The organism is Phocaeicola acetigenes (assembly GCF_027529745.1).
Lineage (GTDB): Bacteria > Bacteroidota > Bacteroidia > Bacteroidales > Bacteroidaceae > Phocaeicola > Phocaeicola acetigenes.
In genome coordinates, this window is the sequence record NZ_JAPZVM010000007.1 from 118194 (window position 1) to 135338 (window position 17145).

Genomic DNA, 17145 nt, shown 5'->3' on the forward strand with positions numbered 1-17145 from the left:
AATTTTATAAAGTGTTAGGTCTTACATTTTCGGGATATTGCATTGTTACACAGTGCAGTGAACCATGCTGTTTGATCAGTGCTTGGCAGTCTATGCCTACAATTTCTCTTCCGGGGAAAGCTTCTGCCAGTACAGATGCTGCCTTACGGTCGTTCTCCGGCTGATTGTAAGTAGGGTAGAGTACAGCCTCGTTCATAATCAGGAAATTTGCATAAGTAGCCGGAATACGGAGTCCGTCTTCGTCGTATACGGCATCTGCCATTGGTAACGGAAACAGGCGATAAGGTTTTCCGTCTATTGTACGGAAGCTCTTCAGCTGTTCTTCCATGGCATGCAGTGCTGTATAGTGCTCGTCGGTTTCGTCGGTACACTGTACATACACAATGGTATGATCCGGACACAGGCGGGCTAATGTATCAACGTGACTGTCGGTATCATCTCCTGCCAGAAAACCATGATCCAACCATAATACCTGACGAAGATTAAAGCGTTCTTTCAGATACTCTTCTATCTGTGCGCGGTTCATGGTATCGTTACGGTTAGGGGCCAGCAGACACAGCGAAGTAGTCAGAAGAGTACCCTCTCCGTCGCTTTCTATAGAGCCTCCTTCAAGAACAAAGTTGCGGCAGTTGACATATTCTCCCTGTACCATTTTCTGTTCGTACAGATGGCTGTTGATAAGATTGTCTTTGTCGGCTGCAAACTTCATTCCCCATCCGTTGAAACAGAAGTCAAGCAGGATAGGATGGTTCTGTGCATCCAGCAGAGTAATGAAAGAGTGGTCGCGGGCCCAAGTGTCGTTGGTCGGACAGCTTGTAAAATGAATGTTTTCCTTGTAAGGAGAGTCCTTTAATACCTCGGGAAACTCAGGGGCAACCAGCAGCAGCGGTTGTCTGCTGGCTATTGCTTCGGCTATCTGAAGGAAGCAAGCTTCTACTTCGTCCAGCATATAAGCCCAGTCTGTATCAGCATGAGGCCATGTAAGCTGGATATAACTTTGTTTGTGCCATTCGGCAGGCAGAAAAAACGTTGTTTCCATATTTATCTTGTTAGTTTGTATTTTTTGTTTTTTTATCTTGTGAGGTCGGTTGGATGGCCTCGGGTTTATAAGATGCATTTTCTTTAGAACTTCGCTTGCCTCTTCGGCGAAGGAAAATCCAGTCGAAAAGCTCTCTCCAGTTAGTGAAATCTTTCTTGTACATAAATCCGATACCTTGAGTAGTCAACGTAGATTTGGTAAAGTATCGGTCGTTTGTTTCGTTGTATCCTTTCAGACGGAATTCTCCGTTTTTGGTAAGCAGCCACATTGCTTCGAAGTCGCCCACAAAGTTGGTGTTCCGCATCGGATTGTCACGGTATCCGAAGTTTCCGTTTATAATTAGCCGGTTGTTCAGCAATCTTCCGGACAAGATGGCTTCGGCTTCTACATCTGTCCATCCTTCCTGACCGGTACTCAGACTGGTTCCTACGTTCCAGTTCTGGCTGTCTATTACCTGCGAGAGCATGTTGTTCAACTGACCGGAGAGCGTACTGAAAGCCAGTGAACTGGTTGCATTCGACGACTGTGCATTGTTGGCATAATCGTAAGTGTAGAATTTACCAATTCCCAGCAGGTAGATAATCTGAGTATTCATCTGTTCTTCCGTACTGGTCAGACTGCGTACCAGTTCCCGGTCTTCGTCGCTGACAGTCGGCAGGTCGAGATCGAACGTTAAGGTAGGTGCGGTCAGATTGCCGGACAAGTTCAGAATACAGTTAACCCTTACTGTTCCCTTATTTGTAGAAGCATCTGCAATCAAGTCGTTCAGCGAAGCAGAGTTGACAGTATAAATAGCCTGCACATTCAGATTCGCCTGCTTAGGATTACCATTGAAAGATACCGTTCCTCCGGACTGGAGTATAAAGTCTTTTCTGATGATATTCTGCATACTCATCTTATAGATACCTTCTTCGATGTTATAATTTCCGAACATCTGGAAATCTCCTTTGTTGAAGAAGTTGATACGAAGGTTGCCTGTTCCGTTTGCAGAGATATAGTCGCCTGCGGCAGGGTCCATTACAATTTTCATGGTAGCAGCCGGTGTGGCCTCTATCTGGAGGTTCAGACGAATATCCCCCGGAGTATCATCTTCATCATCTTCCTTTTCTTCATTGAGATGATGGTATAAGTCGGTCTGTATATTTTCCTGCAGCCGGTGTGGAGTACGGTCTACAAATGTGATGAACTGCGAACTGGTAGCTTCAGCAGCTGTAGTGGTTACGTATACAAATGAAGTTTTTGCATCGGTACGTAAGTTTCCGTCTACACTAAGTCCGTTGGCTCCTCCTCCTTGCAGACTGACATTTCCGCTTGTATAGATTTGTCCGTAGAAAGGGAAGTCGGGAGTCTCTTTTTCAGATTTATATACCAGCATGTTGTCTGTATCGAAACGGAAACGGTACAACAGATTCTTGAGTTTTGTATGGTTCAGATCGCCATTTACAGTTCCGGTATGTCCCTCCGGGTCTGTTAGTCTCACATCTCGGAAAGCAAAGTGTCCGGGGGTAATTCGCAGTGAATCGCAGCTGGCCTGAAAGCTCGTATTCAGAATATTCACTTTCATTGATACATTGGCATTGGCTGTTCCCTCTAAGTCTAATTGCGAAAATGGGCCGAACAGTCGGATATTGCCATATGTACGTCCCTGTACGTTACTGAAAATATCTTCGATGAATGGTTGTAACAACGCAAGGTTTGTTCCTCCGGCTTGTATATGGAGGTCAAGACCTTTCATTTTTGGGGACACATAGCCGTTTACTTTAGTGAACGAAACTGTATCTTCCTTGATGTCTGCAAACAGTCGTACTCCTCCCAGCTCTTTGTCCCATTTACCGGTAATGTCGGCTCTTCCCAGCAGTGCATCATTCAGAGAGAATCCCTTTACATCGAGCCGTGTGTGCATCACCGGATCTTCAAGTACGTGATTCAGATGTACTTTTCCGGTTATCATTCCGTTGAATTTCACGGCATGAAACTCGATAATATCCATGATGTATTGCAGATTGATATTCTTCAGATCTACAATGCAGGAGTCGGTTTCTTCCTTGCCGATTTTTCCGTTGGCTCTCAGATGCTGGTCTGCATGCTCAAAGAGGAAGTTGTTTACCTCTATATTGTTTTTTTCGACAATAATTTCTGCCGGGTGAATACGCCATACCGTATCATTTAAAATAATTTGACTTGGCTGTATGTCGATAGTGGTATGCAGTTGTTTTTTTTCTTCCGACTGTTTGAAATGAGCCAAAGCTTCCACTTTCCCGCTGAATGTTGTGTTTGTATTATTTCCCCAGTTTATTGTAGTGCGAAGCTTATCGTCTTTGGCTCTGGCTGTCAATGCCAGGTTTACCATGGCACCTTTCTTCATTCTCTTGTTTGCCCTGACGTGGCATTGAAGCATATCTTCGCTGTTCTCACACAAAAGTACTCCTGATTCATAGTAGGAGCCATTGTATGTAAATTCGGGCACATATCCTCGGATTTGCAAACGGGTCTGCTCATCGTCGAAATAACCGCTTATATTGGCTGGCATAGACAATTCTACCGGCATATCCAGTACTTTCGAAAAGAATTCTGCATTTTCCAGTGCAAAACGGAAGCGGAAATTGTTGTTGGTTTCAGGTAATTTTTTCTTAGAAGAAACCAATGCCGGTACGTATCGCTGTGCGGTTTTGAGAATACTGGTCAACAGTGTACGGTAAGAGTAATTTCCTTCTACGCTACCTTGAATAAAAGGAGAGTCAATGCGTATTTGTTTCTCACTTCTATCTTTGACACTACCGGCAGTAACCGACAAATTAGGCAGGAAATATCGCTGGTCTTCTTCTGTAGAGTTTACCAGTAAACTGTCTATACTGATTTTGCCTTGCATATCGTCGATGGAATGACCGCTGAAATCGGCTGTAAGACTTAATGACAAGTCTTTATTTTTGTACTTGGTTGTCAGGTTCAGATCATTCGGGCGAAAATGTTGTACTACGGCTCTTAGGTTAAAATCGGGAGTTTGCTGTGAAGTGACAAACTTTCCATTGATTTCAATATTTCCGTTGGGGTCGTTAAGGGCTAACCGTCCGTTGAATCCTCCTCGTGTATACTGTCCGTCCAGACTGATGTTATGATATTCGTATTGTTTGTATTCAAACGAAGCAATGTTTCCTTTTATGTACGATTCGGGTTTGTTGTTTCTGTATTTGAATCCTTTCAGTTCTACGTCAAAGCAAGTTTTTCCTAAGGTCTTTTCCTGGTTCAACAGAATACCCAAATTCAGCTCTTTACTGGAAATCTTCCCGGAATATGAACGTAAGCCTGTGAGGGTATCTGTATGCATGGTGACGTTACCATTGATTGTTCCTGCGTTTGAGGTGAAACTTCCTTTTGTGGTGAGTTGCTGTAAGTGGCCGGAAATGTTACCGTTGAACCGGACAAAATCAAGACGTTCTAAAGTTTTTTCTTTATCCTGTTTTCCTGTTAAATTTTGAAGGAGCCACTGCACTCCTTCTTTATTGATTTGAGCTGTTTCCAGATTGCCGGATAAATACATGTTACGCTTGCTGTTCCATTGGTCGGCAGTAGCGTTTCCTTTTATAAGCAGGCTCTGAGACGGATTGGTAACATACAGCTCTGTACATTCCGTACGATTTCCTTTTCCTTTGAATGCAAGGCGCAAGGTAACCGGATCGTGGAAATGCTGTAAAGCCGGAACAAAAGATGCAATATCGGATGGGGTAATTTCTGCATGAAGTTTACCCATGTAGCGTGTTTGTTCGCTGAGCTTAGGCAGAGAGTCGAATCCATTGTAGAAGGCTGCAATGGTGTCAATTTGTAATAATGTTTGTGGAAGTGCTACTTCAATGTGGTTCGCTGCCAGATGGCGACGATTGGCCGTAAGTTTAAGAGCTAATTTCTTCAGCGTAAATCCACTTTGCTCATTGAAACTCATACGGCGGATTTGTGCATTCAAAGAGTCGCGGCTGAAAGCTTTCAGTGAAAGTGTAGCAGAAAGATTTTCAATACCAATATGATTGCCGTTGAATACTCCTGGAGTAGCAGGAGCCGAAAGCAAATCATAATGTATTTGTCCACGGCGTATCAATACGGCATTAATACGAAGGTCGATGTTGGATTCTTTTTTTACCGTATCTTTTGAAGCAAAAGTGTCGAGTATAAATTGAAAATTAGGTGCACTATCGGGGGTAGGACGATTTAAATGTGCATTGAGACCGAACAGTTGTACACTGCTGATACGGATTTTTCCAGATACAAGTGAATGGATATCAAACTTAGCTGATAGGCGTGCTACTTTCAGCAGTTCTTTTCCCTGCCGGTCTTGTAAGGTTACATTCTGAATGATGATACGGTTTAGTAATCCTAAATCAATGTTACCAACATTTACTTCTGTCTGTAAAATCTTGCTTAATTCTTGACTAGTATAAACAGACATTTGACGCTGAATATAAGGAACATTCAGAATGCCTATTATCCCGAAATACAGGACAAGTAGCAGAATGATGGTAAACTGTATGATATGTTTGATAGGTCTTAACCGCATGTTAGTAACAAAAAAGTCATCAAAATTACGAATATCGGAGAAGTTTTCCTACTTTTGGCGCAGAAAACATTATTAATATAAAATAAAAGACAAAAATCGATGAAAAAACACATGACATTGGCATGTCTGTTGGCTACTGCACTTGCTGTACAGGCACAGGATGGGGGAATTACTCAGGAGATGCTCGGGAAAATAAAAGGAGCTTATAAACATACGGCAGCCGATAAGGCTATTCATAATGCAATGGCTGGTACTGATATCAGTGTGTTGGCGCGTAATCAGGAAAGTCTGGCTAATTTTGATACTCATTTTTCTCATAAGGTGGTGTCACATGGCATTACTAACCAGAAGCAGTCAGGACGTTGCTGGCTGTTTACCGGATTGAATGTGCTTCGTGCCCAGATGATGGCTAAATACGGACTTGATGAATTGACTTTTTCTCAGAATTATTGTTTCTTCTATGATCAGTTGGAAAAGGCCAATTTGTTTCTGCAAGGTATTATCGATACCAGTAAGAAGCCTTTGGATGATAAAATGGTAGAGTGGTTGTTCCGTAATCCACTGAATGATGGAGGGCAGTTTACTGGTATTTCTGATATTATTGGCAAGTATGGTGTCGTACCTTCTGAAGTGATGCCGGAAACATATAGCAGTGAAAACACAGCTCAGATTAGCCGGTTGGTAGGATTGAAGTTGAAAGAGTTTGGTCTGCAACTTCGTGAGGAAGCATCTAAAGGCGTAAAACCATCTGCTCTCGAAGCTAAAAAAACAGAAATGTTGGGTACAGTATATCGGATGTTGGCTTTGGCTTTTGGTGAGCCGGTTGAACGCTTTTCTTGGACTATTAATGGAGTGACAAAAGAATATACGCCGCAATCCTTCTACAAGGAATTCTTGGGTAATGATTTGACCAACAACTATGTCATGCTGATGAATGATCCAAGCCGTGAGTATTATAAATGTTATGAAATTGATTTCGACCGCCATGCATACGATGGAAAGAACTGGACTTATGTGAACTTGCCGATAGAGGATATCAAGGCGATGGCAATTGCTTCTATTAAAGACAGTACGATGATGTACTTCTCGTGTGATGTAGGTAAATTTATGGATCGTCAACGTGGTGTTCTTGATTTGCGCAATTTTGACTATGACTCATTGATGGGGACCACATTCGGCATGAATAAAAAACAACGTATTCAGACTTTTGCCAGTGGCTCAAGTCATGCAATGACTTTGATGGCTGTCGATTTGGATGAAAACGGTAAGCCTAAAAAGTGGATGGTGGAAAATAGTTGGGGAGCATCTTCTGGATATCAGGGACATATGATTATGACTGATGAATGGTTTGATGAATATATGTTCCGCCTGGTAGTAGAAAAGAAATATGTTCCGGAAAAAGTATTGGATATCCTGAAACAGAAACCGGTTCGCTTGCCGGCATGGGATCCGATGTTTGCTTCTGAAGAATAACAGTTTCGGCTATGAAATTAAGTTACTTGTTAGGAGTGTTGTTTTTTACCTCGCTGGTCTCTTGCTCTTCTCAAAAGGGGAAAGATGGCTGGAGACTTGTTTGGGAGGATGAATTTGAAGGAACAGCGTTTGATACAGCTACATGGTCAAAGATTCCCCGATGGCATCCGGAATGGGCACAGCATATGTCCGATAATGAGGCATGTTATGAAATGCGTAATGGCAATCTGGTGCTGAAAGGTATTATGAATCCCGACAGAACCAAGGATACACTTGCCTATATTACAGGAGGATTGTATACCAAATGCAAGCGGGCATTTTATGGGGGCCGCATTGAGGTGAAGGCAAAGTTGGAAGGATGTACAGGAGCATGGCCTGCTATTTGGCTGAAGCCTTTTGAGGAAGAGAAATATGTATGGCCGACAGGGGGTGAGATTGATATCATGGAACGGTTGAACTATGATTCAATTGCTTATCAGACTGTGCATTCGGTTTATACCCAACATTTGGGAATATTGGATAATCCGAAACGGGGAACAACTGCTTCAATCAATCCGAATGATTATAATGTATATGCGGTGGAAATGTATCCGGATAGTGTAGTGTTTTTTATCAATGACAAACATACGCTGACTTATCCTCGCATTGAGACGGATAAAGAAGGGCAATTCCCGTTTGATCGTCCTTATTATCTGCTTATTGATATGCAGCTGGGAGGAAACTGGGTAGGAAAGGTTGATACTCTTGATCTTCCTGTGGAAATGCAGATTGATTGGGTACGTTATTACCAGAAAGAGAAATAACAAATGCTTGAAGGCTGTAAGGGAATGTCCTTGCAGCCTTTTTTTTGTTGCTGGGAATTAGATGGTAATTATTGTATTTTTACATCTTTATCGGATATTGATACCATTCTGCTGTGGCGGTCGTTTTTATCATTGTGATAGGGAGGCTGTTTGTTTGGGTGTTGCTTTGAGGTGCCCGGTATCTCTTTGTGGATAAATCTGTAAGACTTCTTTATTTTAAAGAAATATTTCTCTAATTCGCAGCAGAATTGTTCTTTATTTACTTATTTTTTCTTTAATTTTGCACGCAAATTAGTAAACCATTTTTATAACCCAATATGGCAAATGTAATTAAATTGCGTAAAGGCTTGGACATAAACCTGAAAGGCAAAGCTGCTGCTGAGGTTATGGCTGTAAAAGAGCCGGGATTCTATGCTTTGTGTCCCGATGATTTTACAGGTGTTACACCGAAGGTTGTAGTAAAAGAACAGGAATATGTAATGGCCGGAGGACCCTTGTTTATTGACAAGAATCATCCTGAAGTGAAATTTGTATCGCCTGTAAGTGGCGTAGTGACATGTGTGGAGCGTGGTGCCCGCCGTAAAGTGTTAAGCATTACAGTTGAAGCTGCTGCTGAACAAGATTTCGAAGAGTTTGGCAAGAAAAATGTAGCTCAGTTGGATGGTGCTGCAGTGAAGGAAGCATTGCTGAATGCCGGTATGTTTGCATTTATCAAACAGCGTCCGTATGATGTAGTAGCTGATCCTACTATTGCACCGAATGCAATTTTCGTATCTGCATTCGATAGCAATCCGCTGGCTCCCGATTTCGAAGTGGCTTTGAAAGGTGAAGAAGCTAATTTCCAGACAGGACTTGATGCTTTGGCTAAAATGGCCAAGACTTATTTAAATGTGAGTGTGAATCAGAAGTCATCTGCTTTGACTCAGGCAAAGAATGTGACTGTTACAGCATTTGACGGTCCTCATCCGGCTGGAAATGTGGGCGTGCAAATTAACCACATTGCACCTATTAATAAAGGTGAAACTGTATGGACTATCGATCCTCAAGCAGTTATCTTTATTGGTCGCTTGTTCAACACAGGACGTGTGGATTTGACTCGTACCGTAGCTATTACTGGTTCAGAAGTAAAGAAACCTGCTTATTGCAAGTTGAAAGTCGGTGCATTGCTGACAGATGTGTTGGCTGACAATGTAAACAAAGACAAAGAATTGCGCTATATCAGTGGTAACCCGTTGACTGGTAAGCAGATTCCAGCAAACGGCTTCTTGGGCGCTTTCCATAGCCAGGTGACTGTAATTCCGGAAGGAAATGATGTACACGAAATGTTGGGATGGATTATGCCTCGTTTCAATCAGTTTAGTGTAAGCCATTCTTACTTCAGCTGGTTGATGGGTAAAAAAGAATATACACTCGATGCACGTGTGAAAGGTGGAGAACGTCATATGATTATGGCTAATGAATACGATAAGGTACTCCCGATGGATATCATGCCTGAGTATTTGATTAAGGCTATCATTGCTGGCGACATTGACCGCATGGAGCAGTTGGGTATCTACGAAGTTGCACCGGAAGATTTCGCTCTTTGCGAATTTGTTTGCTCTTCAAAGATGGAATTACAGCGTATCGTTCGTGAGGGACTGGATATGCTCCGTCGTGAAATGTGTTAATAAATAAAGGTAACAAGGAGTGGAAAAATATCAATCTTTTCCCTTGTCAACTAATTTAAAGAATAAAACTAAATGAAAGCATTAAGAAATTATCTCGACAAGATAAAGCCGAACTTTGAAGAGGGAGGCAAATACCATGCTCTTCGTTCTGTATTCGACGGTTTTGAAACATTCTTGTTCGTTCCGAATACAACATCGAAGACAGGTACGCATATCCACGATGCGATTGATAGTAAGCGTATCATGTCAATCGTGGTTATTGCATTGATACCGGCATTGCTGTTCGGTATGTTTAACGTAGGCTATCAGCACTATCTTGCAGCAGGTATCGAAGGTAGCATTATTGAAAAATTTGTATATGGTTTCTTGGCTGTATTGCCGAAAATCATTGTTTCTTATGTAGTAGGTTTGGGTATTGAGTTTATCGTAGCTCAGTGGAAGAAAGAAGAAATTCAGGAAGGTTTCCTGGTTTCTGGTATGTTGATTCCGATGATTGTTCCGGTAGACTGTCCGTTGTGGATGCTAGCTGTTGCTACTGCCTTCTCTGTAATTTTTGCAAAAGAAGTATTCGGTGGTACAGGTATGAATATCTTTAACCCTGCATTGATTACTCGTGCATTCTTGTTCTTTGCTTATCCTACTAAAATGTCTGGTGATGCTGTATGGGTATCAGGTAACAGCATCTTCGGTATGGGACAGACTGTAGACGGTTTGACTGCTGCTACTCCTCTTGGTGTGGCTAAAGTTGCAGAATGTCCTGCATTCTCTTGGGATATGGTGACTGGTTTGATTCCGGGTTCTATCGGTGAAACTAGCGTAATCGCTATTGCAATCGGTGCAGTAATCCTTTTGTGGACAGGCGTGGCAAGCTGGAAGACTATGTTGTCTGTATTTGTAGGTGGTGCTGTAATGGGATGGATTTTCAATACAATCGGTCCTGATACTTCAATCGCTCATATGCCTTGGTATGAACACTTGTGCTTGGGTGGCTTCTGCTTTGGTGCTGTATTTATGGCAACAGACCCTGTTACTTCTTCACGTACAGAAAACGGTAAGTTTGTATATGGTTTCCTGATTGGTGCTATGGCAATCATTATCCGTGTATTGAACCCAGGTTATCCAGAAGGTATGATGTTGGCTATCCTGCTGATGAACATCTTTGCTCCGCTGATCGACTATGTAGTGGTTCAGAACAATATTTCCCGTCGTGCAAAACGTGCTATGTCTAACAAGTAAAAACCGAATATACAATGAATACTAATAGTAACTCTTATACTATCATTTATGCTTCGGTAATGGTTGTTATCGTAGCATTCTTGCTGGCTTTCGTTAACTCTTCTCTGCGCGATATTCAGGGAAAGAACGTAGAGCTGGATACTAAAAAACAGATCCTTTCTTCATTAGGAATTAAAAATGTTCAGGATGCTGAGGCTGAATTTGCTAAGATTGTAAAATCTGATATGCTGGTAGCAGCAGACGGTACACTTACTCCGTATGAAGGAGCTTTTGTAACTGCTTATGAAAAAGACTTCAAGGAAAACGGACGTTCTCATTTGTTCGTTTGCGAAATCGAAGGTCAGACTAAATATGTAATTCCTGTATACGGTGCCGGATTGTGGGGCGCTATCTGGGGATATGTTGCATTGAATGAAGACAAGAATACTGTTTACGGTACTTATTTCTCTCATGCTTCTGAAACTCCGGGTCTGGGTGCTGAAATTGCAACAGAACATTTCCAGAATGAATTCAAGGATAAGAATGTACTGGATGGTGAAGCAATCGGTCTGGGTGTTGTAAAGAACGGTAAGGTTGAAAAACCGGAATTCCAGGTAGACGGTATTTCTGGAGGTACAATCACATCAGTTGCAGTAGACAAAATGTTGAAAGATTGTATGGGACAGTATACCAAATTTTTAACTACTAAAGAATAAAAAAGGAGGAGATAATCATATGGGAAGTTTATTTTCAGCTAAAAACAAAGAAGTATTTTCTACTCCGTTGGGCTTGAACAACCCGGTTACCGTTCAGGTATTGGGTATCTGTTCTGCATTGGCCGTAACTTCTAAGTTGGAGCCGGCTATTGTAATGGGTCTTTCAGTAACAATCATTACAGCATTTTCCAATGTAGTAATTTCATTGATCCGTAAAACTATTCCTAACCGTATTCGTATCATCGTACAGTTGGTAGTAGTAGCTGCATTGGTAACAATTGTAAGTGAACTGTTGAAAGCATTTGCGTATGATGTAAGCGTACAGTTGTCTGTATACGTAGGTTTGATTATTACAAACTGTATCCTGATGGGACGTCTGGAAGCTTTTGCAATGTCAAATGGTCCGTGGGAATCTTGTCTGGACGGTATTGGAAACGGTTTGGGATATGCCAAGATTCTGGTTATGGTAGCATTCATCCGTGAACTGCTTGGTTCAGGAACTCTGCTTGGTTTCAATATTTTGAATTACGATGCAATTAAGAGTGCCGGTTATGTAAACAACGGTTTGATGTTGATGCCTCCTATGGCATTGATTATCGTTGCTTGTATTATTTGGTACCAGCGTGCAAAACACAAAGAATTGCAGGAAAAAGAATAATAAAATAAGGAAATAATTATGGAACACTTTATAAGTTTATTCGTCCGCTCTATCTTTGTGGACAATATGATTTTCGCGTTCTTCTTGGGTATGTGTTCATACCTTGCTGTATCGAAGAATGTGAAGACTGCTCTTGGTTTGGGTATTGCCGTTACATTCGTATTGGTAGTAACATTGCCGGTAAACTATTTGCTCCAGACAAAAGTACTTGCAGCAGATGGTATTCTGGGTATCGACTTGAGCTTCTTGAGCTTTATTCTTTTCATTGCCGTAATTGCGGCTATCGTACAGTTGGTTGAAATGATTGTAGAACGTTTCAGTCCTTCTCTGTATGCATCATTGGGTATTTTCCTTCCTTTGATTGCTGTAAACTGTGCCATCATGGGTGCTTCTTTGTTTATGCAGCAGCGTATTGGCTTGGGAGCTTCCGATCCGAAGTTTATCGGTGGTATCGGTGATGCTATTTCTTATGCATTGGGATCTGGTATCGGTTGGTTGCTGGCTATTGTAGGTTTGGCTGCTATCCGTGAAAAGATGACTTACTCTGATGTTCCTGCTCCGTTGAAAGGATTGGGTATCACATTTATCACTGTAGGTCTGATGGCAATGGCATTTATGTGTTTCTCTGGTTTGAACATCTAATAAAGAAAGGAATAAAACAATGGATATGAATTTTATTTTAGCAAGCATTGGAGTATTCCTTGTGACTATTCTTGTGCTGGTCGTTATCCTCTTGGTTGCCAAGAATTTCTTGGTTGCATCGGGTAAGGTGAAATTGACTATCAATGGTGAGAACCAGCTGGAAGTAGAATCTGGTTCTACTCTGTTGAACACATTGGCTGTAAACAATGTATTCTTGCCTTCTGCTTGTGGTGGTAAGGGTTCTTGCGGACAATGTAAATGTCAGGTTGTAGAAGGTGGTGGTGAAATTCTTCCTTCAGAAGTAAGCCACTTTAGCCGTAAACAGCAGAAAGACCACTGGCGTCTGGGATGTCAGGTAAAAGTAAAAGGTGATATGGCTATCAAGGTGCCAGAATCTGTAATGGGTGTAAAAGAGTACGAATGTACCGTTATCTCAAACAAGAACGTGGCTACTTTTATCAAAGAGTTCAAAGTGCAGTTGCCTAAAGGTGCTCACATGGACTTTATCCCGGGTTCTTATGCTCAGATTAAGATTCCTAAATTTGAAATGGATTACAACAAGGACATTGATAAGAGCCTTATCGGTGACGAATATTTGCCAGCTTGGGAAAAATTCGGTTTGTTTGGCTTGAAATGTAAGAACCCGGAAGAAACTATCCGTGCTTACTCTATGGCCAACTATCCTGCAGAAGGTGACGTGTTCATGTTGACAGTACGTATCGCTACTCCTCCGTTCAAACCAGACCGTAGCGGATTTATGGATGTAAATCCGGGTATCGCTTCTTCTTACATCTTTACTCTGAAACCGGGTGACAAGGTGTTGATGAGTGGTCCTTACGGAGACTTCCACCCAATCTTCGATTCTAAGAAAGAAATGATTTGGGTCGGTGGTGGTGCCGGTATGGCTCCGCTTCGTGCACAGATTATGCATATGACTCGTACATTGCATACTACAGACCGCGAATTGCACTACTTCTACGGTGCTCGTGCATTGAACGAAGTATTCTATCTGGAAGACTTCCTTGCTTTGGAAAAAGACTTCCCGAACTTCCACTTCCACTTGGCTCTGGACCGTCCGGACCCTGCAGCAGATGCAGCTGGTGTAAAATACACTGCCGGATTCGTTCATCAGGTAATGTTGAATACTTACTTGAAAGATCACGAAGCTCCAGAAGACATCGAATACTACATGTGTGGTCCTGGTCCGATGTCAAAAGCTGTGGTTAGCATGTTGGATAGCTTGGGCGTTGAAGAATCTTCTATCATGTACGATAACTTTGGTGGATAATTTTTCACTCAATCGAGATAAAGAAAAGAGAGCGTTTCAGATTCTGAAACGCTCTCTTTCTTTTTTTTATATCGGACTAAGTGACTGCGATTACTGTAGTTTGAATTACCAGCAGGGAATGGTACTTTTTATAGTAATATCATGCTGTGATATTGTTTGCTGGTTTAAAACGACGACGTCGTACGGATAATCGGCGCCGTTGGCTGTACAGTTGGCGCCGTTGATTTTCCGTACGACGTCGTCGATTAAATTATTCGACACACATCACTCTCTTTCCATTCTTGCTATCTTAAAGCAATCTTTTCTTGACTACAGCCGGATTTCCCACTGCCACACAATCCGACGGGATATCTTTGGTCACTACACTGCCTGCCCCAATGACGGTACGGTCTCCGATAGTAATGCCGGGAAGAATTATACTTCCACCTCCTATCCAGCAGTCACTACCTATACTGACAGGGTAGGAGTATTCTTTCCCTTCACGGCGTTCCAGGTAGTTCAGAGGATGATGAGGCGTGTATATCTGTACGTTAGGACCTATCAGTGTATGTGCCCCGATAGTAATGAAGGCACCATCCAGAAAGGTACAATTGGCATTGATGAATACATGCTCTCCCAAACGTATCCCATTGCCGTGGTCGCAATGAAAAGGAGGCATGATGACAGCACTTTTCGGTATTCCCGGTATCAATTCTTCCAGAATTGTTCTATACTCATCATCATACATGGAGAGCATACGGAATTTTGCCAATAAGGTTTTGCAGTGCCGGAAACTCTCCTGTATATCGGGAGCAGTAAAGTCGGCAAGCAGACCATTCCTCATTTTTTCCAGTTCGTTCATGGTGCGTATTGAGTTTATGTGTTATTTCTCTTTCAGCATTTCTTCCATACGGAGCAATTCGTCGCGATATTGTGCAGCTTCGATGAAGTCCAGTTTCTTGGCTGCTTCCTGCATCAGCTTTCGGGTACGTTCTATGCTCTTCTGCAGTTGCTCTTTCGACATATATTGTACAATAGGGTCTGCTGCAGCGGTGATGGTTTCCGGAGCATCGGAATAAGCTTTGGGAGCTTTTGGAGTTTCCGAAGAAGCCGGTTGCAGATTGGAAAGCGCATTGTTTCGTGCACGTTTAATCTGCTTGGGAGTAATGCCATGCGCTTCGTTGTAAGCCAGCTGTTTTTCCCGTCGGCGGTTGGTCTCGTCGATGGTTTGTTTCATACTGTCTGTAATTTTATCGGCATACATAATCACTTTACCGTTGACATTACGTGCTGCACGTCCGGCTGTCTGTGTCAGTGAACGGTGGGAACGAAGGAAGCCTTCCTTGTCGGCATCCAGAATCGCAACCAGCGACACTTCGGGCAGGTCCAGTCCTTCACGCAGCAGGTTTACTCCAATCAGCACATCATATACTCCCGCTCTCAGGTCATCCATGATTTTTACACGCTCCAAAGTCTCGACATCGCTGTGTATATATGCACAACGGATATCGTGGCGCAGCAGATAGTCACTCAGTTCTTCGGCCATACGCTTGGTCAGAGTCGTGACAAGTACACGTTCTTCTGCTTCGATGCGCTGTTGTATTTCTTCCATCAGGTCGTCTACCTGATTCATACTGGGGCGTACTTCGATGACCGGATCCAGCAAACCGGTAGGACGAATGACCTGTTCCACCACAATACCTTCACTTTGTATTAATTCGTAGTCGGCAGGAGTAGCACTGACGTAAATCACCTGTTTGGCCATTTCCTGAAATTCCTCAAACTTAAGCGGACGGTTGTCCATGGCGGCAGGCAAGCGGAATCCATATTCTACCAAGTTGGTTTTTCGGGCACGGTCTCCACCATACATAGCCCGTATTTGCGGTACGCTGACATGGCTTTCATCGATTACGATGAGGAAATCTTCCGGGAAGAAATCCAGCAGACAGTAAGGCCGTGTGCCGGCTTCTCTTCCGTCGAAGTAACGCGAATAGTTCTCTATACCCGAACAATGTCCCAGTTCGCGGAGCATTTCCATGTCGTACGTCACGCGTTCGTAAATACGTTTTGCCTCATAAGGTTTTCCTATTTCTTCAAAATAGGCTACTTGTTTGGTCAAGTCGTCTTCTATCTGATGGATGGCACGTAAGGTACTTTCCTTGGTTGTCATAAACAGATTGGCCGGATAGATTTTGTATTCGTCGAAACGGCCCAGCCGATGTCCGGAAATGGGGTCGACTTCTTCGATGGCATCTATCTCGTCATCCCAGAAAATAATACGGAGCAAATTGTCGGTATATGCCAGGTAAATATCCACAGTATCTCCTTTCACGCGGAAATTTCCTCGGTTCAGCTCGATATCGTTCCTTACATAAAGACTGTCTACCAGACGTCTTAAAAATACGTTGCGGTCTATCAGTTTTCCTTTCTTTACTTCGATGACATTGTTATAGAAATCAGACGGATTTCCCATACCGTATATACAGGATACCGATGATACTACAATGACATCCTTTCTTCCCGACAGCAGGGCCGAGGTAGCAGCCAGACGCAGCTTGTCTATTTCGTCGTTGATGGCAAGGTCTTTTTCAATATACGTATCGGTAGACGGGATATATGCTTCCGGCTGATAGTAGTCGTAATAAGACACATAGTATTCTACGGCATTATTGGGGAAGAAATTCTTGAATTCTCCATATAATTGGGCTGCCAATGTCTTGTTATGACTCAAGATCAGTGTAGGCTTATTGATATTCTTGATTACGTTGGCTATGGTAAATGTCTTTCCCGAACCGGTTACCCCCAATAAGGTCTGTGCCGGTGTGCCGGCTTTCACTCCTTCAGTCAGTTGTGCAATAGCTTCCGGCTGGTCACCCATCGGCTGATAGTCTGATACAAGTTCGAAATTCATAAAATACGGACAAGATTAGTTGATTTGTAATATATCGTGTAAAAATACACAATTATTTTTGTTCATCCGACAGACGGGGGCAAAAGTAAAAGAAATTCTCTCTGCAGTTTCTTTAATTTCCTTTTGTGGAATGTTGCTTTTTGCAGCTTTTTATCCAAAGGAGGAAAGAGGAAACAGAAGCTGGCCTTTCCGTTGGAACTATGAGTGG

12 protein-coding genes are annotated in these 17145 nt (G+C 42.6%); 8 read left to right on the forward strand and 4 right to left on the reverse strand.

Annotated features, from left to right (window positions below; translation table 11 throughout):
• Window positions 1–4: 4 nt before the first annotated feature.
• Together O6P32_RS09490 and O6P32_RS09495 are read right to left on the reverse strand one after the other, a co-directional pair.
• Window positions 5–1039, reverse strand: coding sequence for an agmatine deiminase family protein (locus tag O6P32_RS09490; RefSeq protein WP_269878227.1), 1035 nt, complete (start codon window positions 1037–1039; stop codon window positions 5–7).
• Between the two features lie 10 nt (window positions 1040–1049).
• Window positions 1050–5585, reverse strand: a complete 4536-nt coding sequence (locus tag O6P32_RS09495; RefSeq protein WP_269878228.1) for a translocation/assembly module TamB domain-containing protein — start codon at window positions 5583–5585, stop codon at window positions 1050–1052.
• A gap of 99 nt (window positions 5586–5684) precedes the next feature.
• On the opposite strand from O6P32_RS09495, the gene O6P32_RS09500 reads away from it, so the two are divergent.
• From O6P32_RS09500 to nqrF, 8 genes are all read left to right on the forward strand, one after another.
• Window positions 5685–7058, forward strand: coding sequence for a C1 family peptidase (locus tag O6P32_RS09500; protein WP_269878230.1), 1374 nt, complete (start codon window positions 5685–5687; stop codon window positions 7056–7058).
• Between the two features lie 11 nt (window positions 7059–7069).
• Window positions 7070–7861 (forward strand): glycoside hydrolase family 16 protein, encoded by a 792-nt coding sequence (locus tag O6P32_RS09505; protein ID WP_269878231.1) that lies wholly within the window; start codon window positions 7070–7072, stop codon window positions 7859–7861.
• A gap of 317 nt (window positions 7862–8178) precedes the next feature.
• The gene (locus O6P32_RS09510; protein ID WP_269878232.1) at window positions 8179–9528 is read left to right on the forward strand and encodes a Na(+)-translocating NADH-quinone reductase subunit A; all 1350 of its coding nucleotides are present in this window, start codon (window positions 8179–8181) and stop codon (window positions 9526–9528) included.
• Window positions 9529–9600: 72 nt separating this feature from the next.
• Window positions 9601–10764, forward strand: a complete 1164-nt coding sequence (locus O6P32_RS09515; RefSeq protein WP_269878233.1) for an NADH:ubiquinone reductase (Na(+)-transporting) subunit B — start codon at window positions 9601–9603, stop codon at window positions 10762–10764.
• 14 nt (window positions 10765–10778) lie between these two features.
• Window positions 10779–11459: a Na(+)-translocating NADH-quinone reductase subunit C gene (locus O6P32_RS09520; RefSeq protein ID WP_269878235.1), complete on the forward strand. Its 681-nt coding sequence runs from the start codon at window positions 10779–10781 to the stop codon at window positions 11457–11459.
• Between the two features lie 19 nt (window positions 11460–11478).
• Complete coding sequence (locus tag O6P32_RS09525) at window positions 11479–12117, forward strand: NADH:ubiquinone reductase (Na(+)-transporting) subunit D (protein ID WP_269878237.1); 639 nt, start codon at window positions 11479–11481, stop codon at window positions 12115–12117.
• Window positions 12118–12135: 18 nt separating this feature from the next.
• Window positions 12136–12759: an NADH:ubiquinone reductase (Na(+)-transporting) subunit E gene (gene nqrE, locus O6P32_RS09530; protein ID WP_269878238.1), complete on the forward strand. Its 624-nt coding sequence runs from the start codon at window positions 12136–12138 to the stop codon at window positions 12757–12759.
• 19 nt (window positions 12760–12778) lie between these two features.
• Window positions 12779–14047, forward strand: a complete 1269-nt coding sequence (gene nqrF, locus O6P32_RS09535) for an NADH:ubiquinone reductase (Na(+)-transporting) subunit F (RefSeq protein ID WP_269878239.1) — start codon at window positions 12779–12781, stop codon at window positions 14045–14047.
• A gap of 289 nt (window positions 14048–14336) precedes the next feature.
• Here the strand turns inward: nqrF and O6P32_RS09540 are convergent, their stop codons facing one another.
• A complete protein-coding gene (locus O6P32_RS09540) occupies window positions 14337–14888 on the reverse strand; it encodes a sugar O-acetyltransferase (protein ID WP_269878240.1) in 552 nt (183 codons plus the stop codon).
• A gap of 21 nt (window positions 14889–14909) precedes the next feature.
• Window positions 14910–16937, reverse strand: a complete 2028-nt coding sequence (uvrB, locus tag O6P32_RS09545) for an excinuclease ABC subunit UvrB (RefSeq protein WP_269878241.1) — start codon at window positions 16935–16937, stop codon at window positions 14910–14912.
• Window positions 16938–17145: the final 208 nt, after the last annotated feature.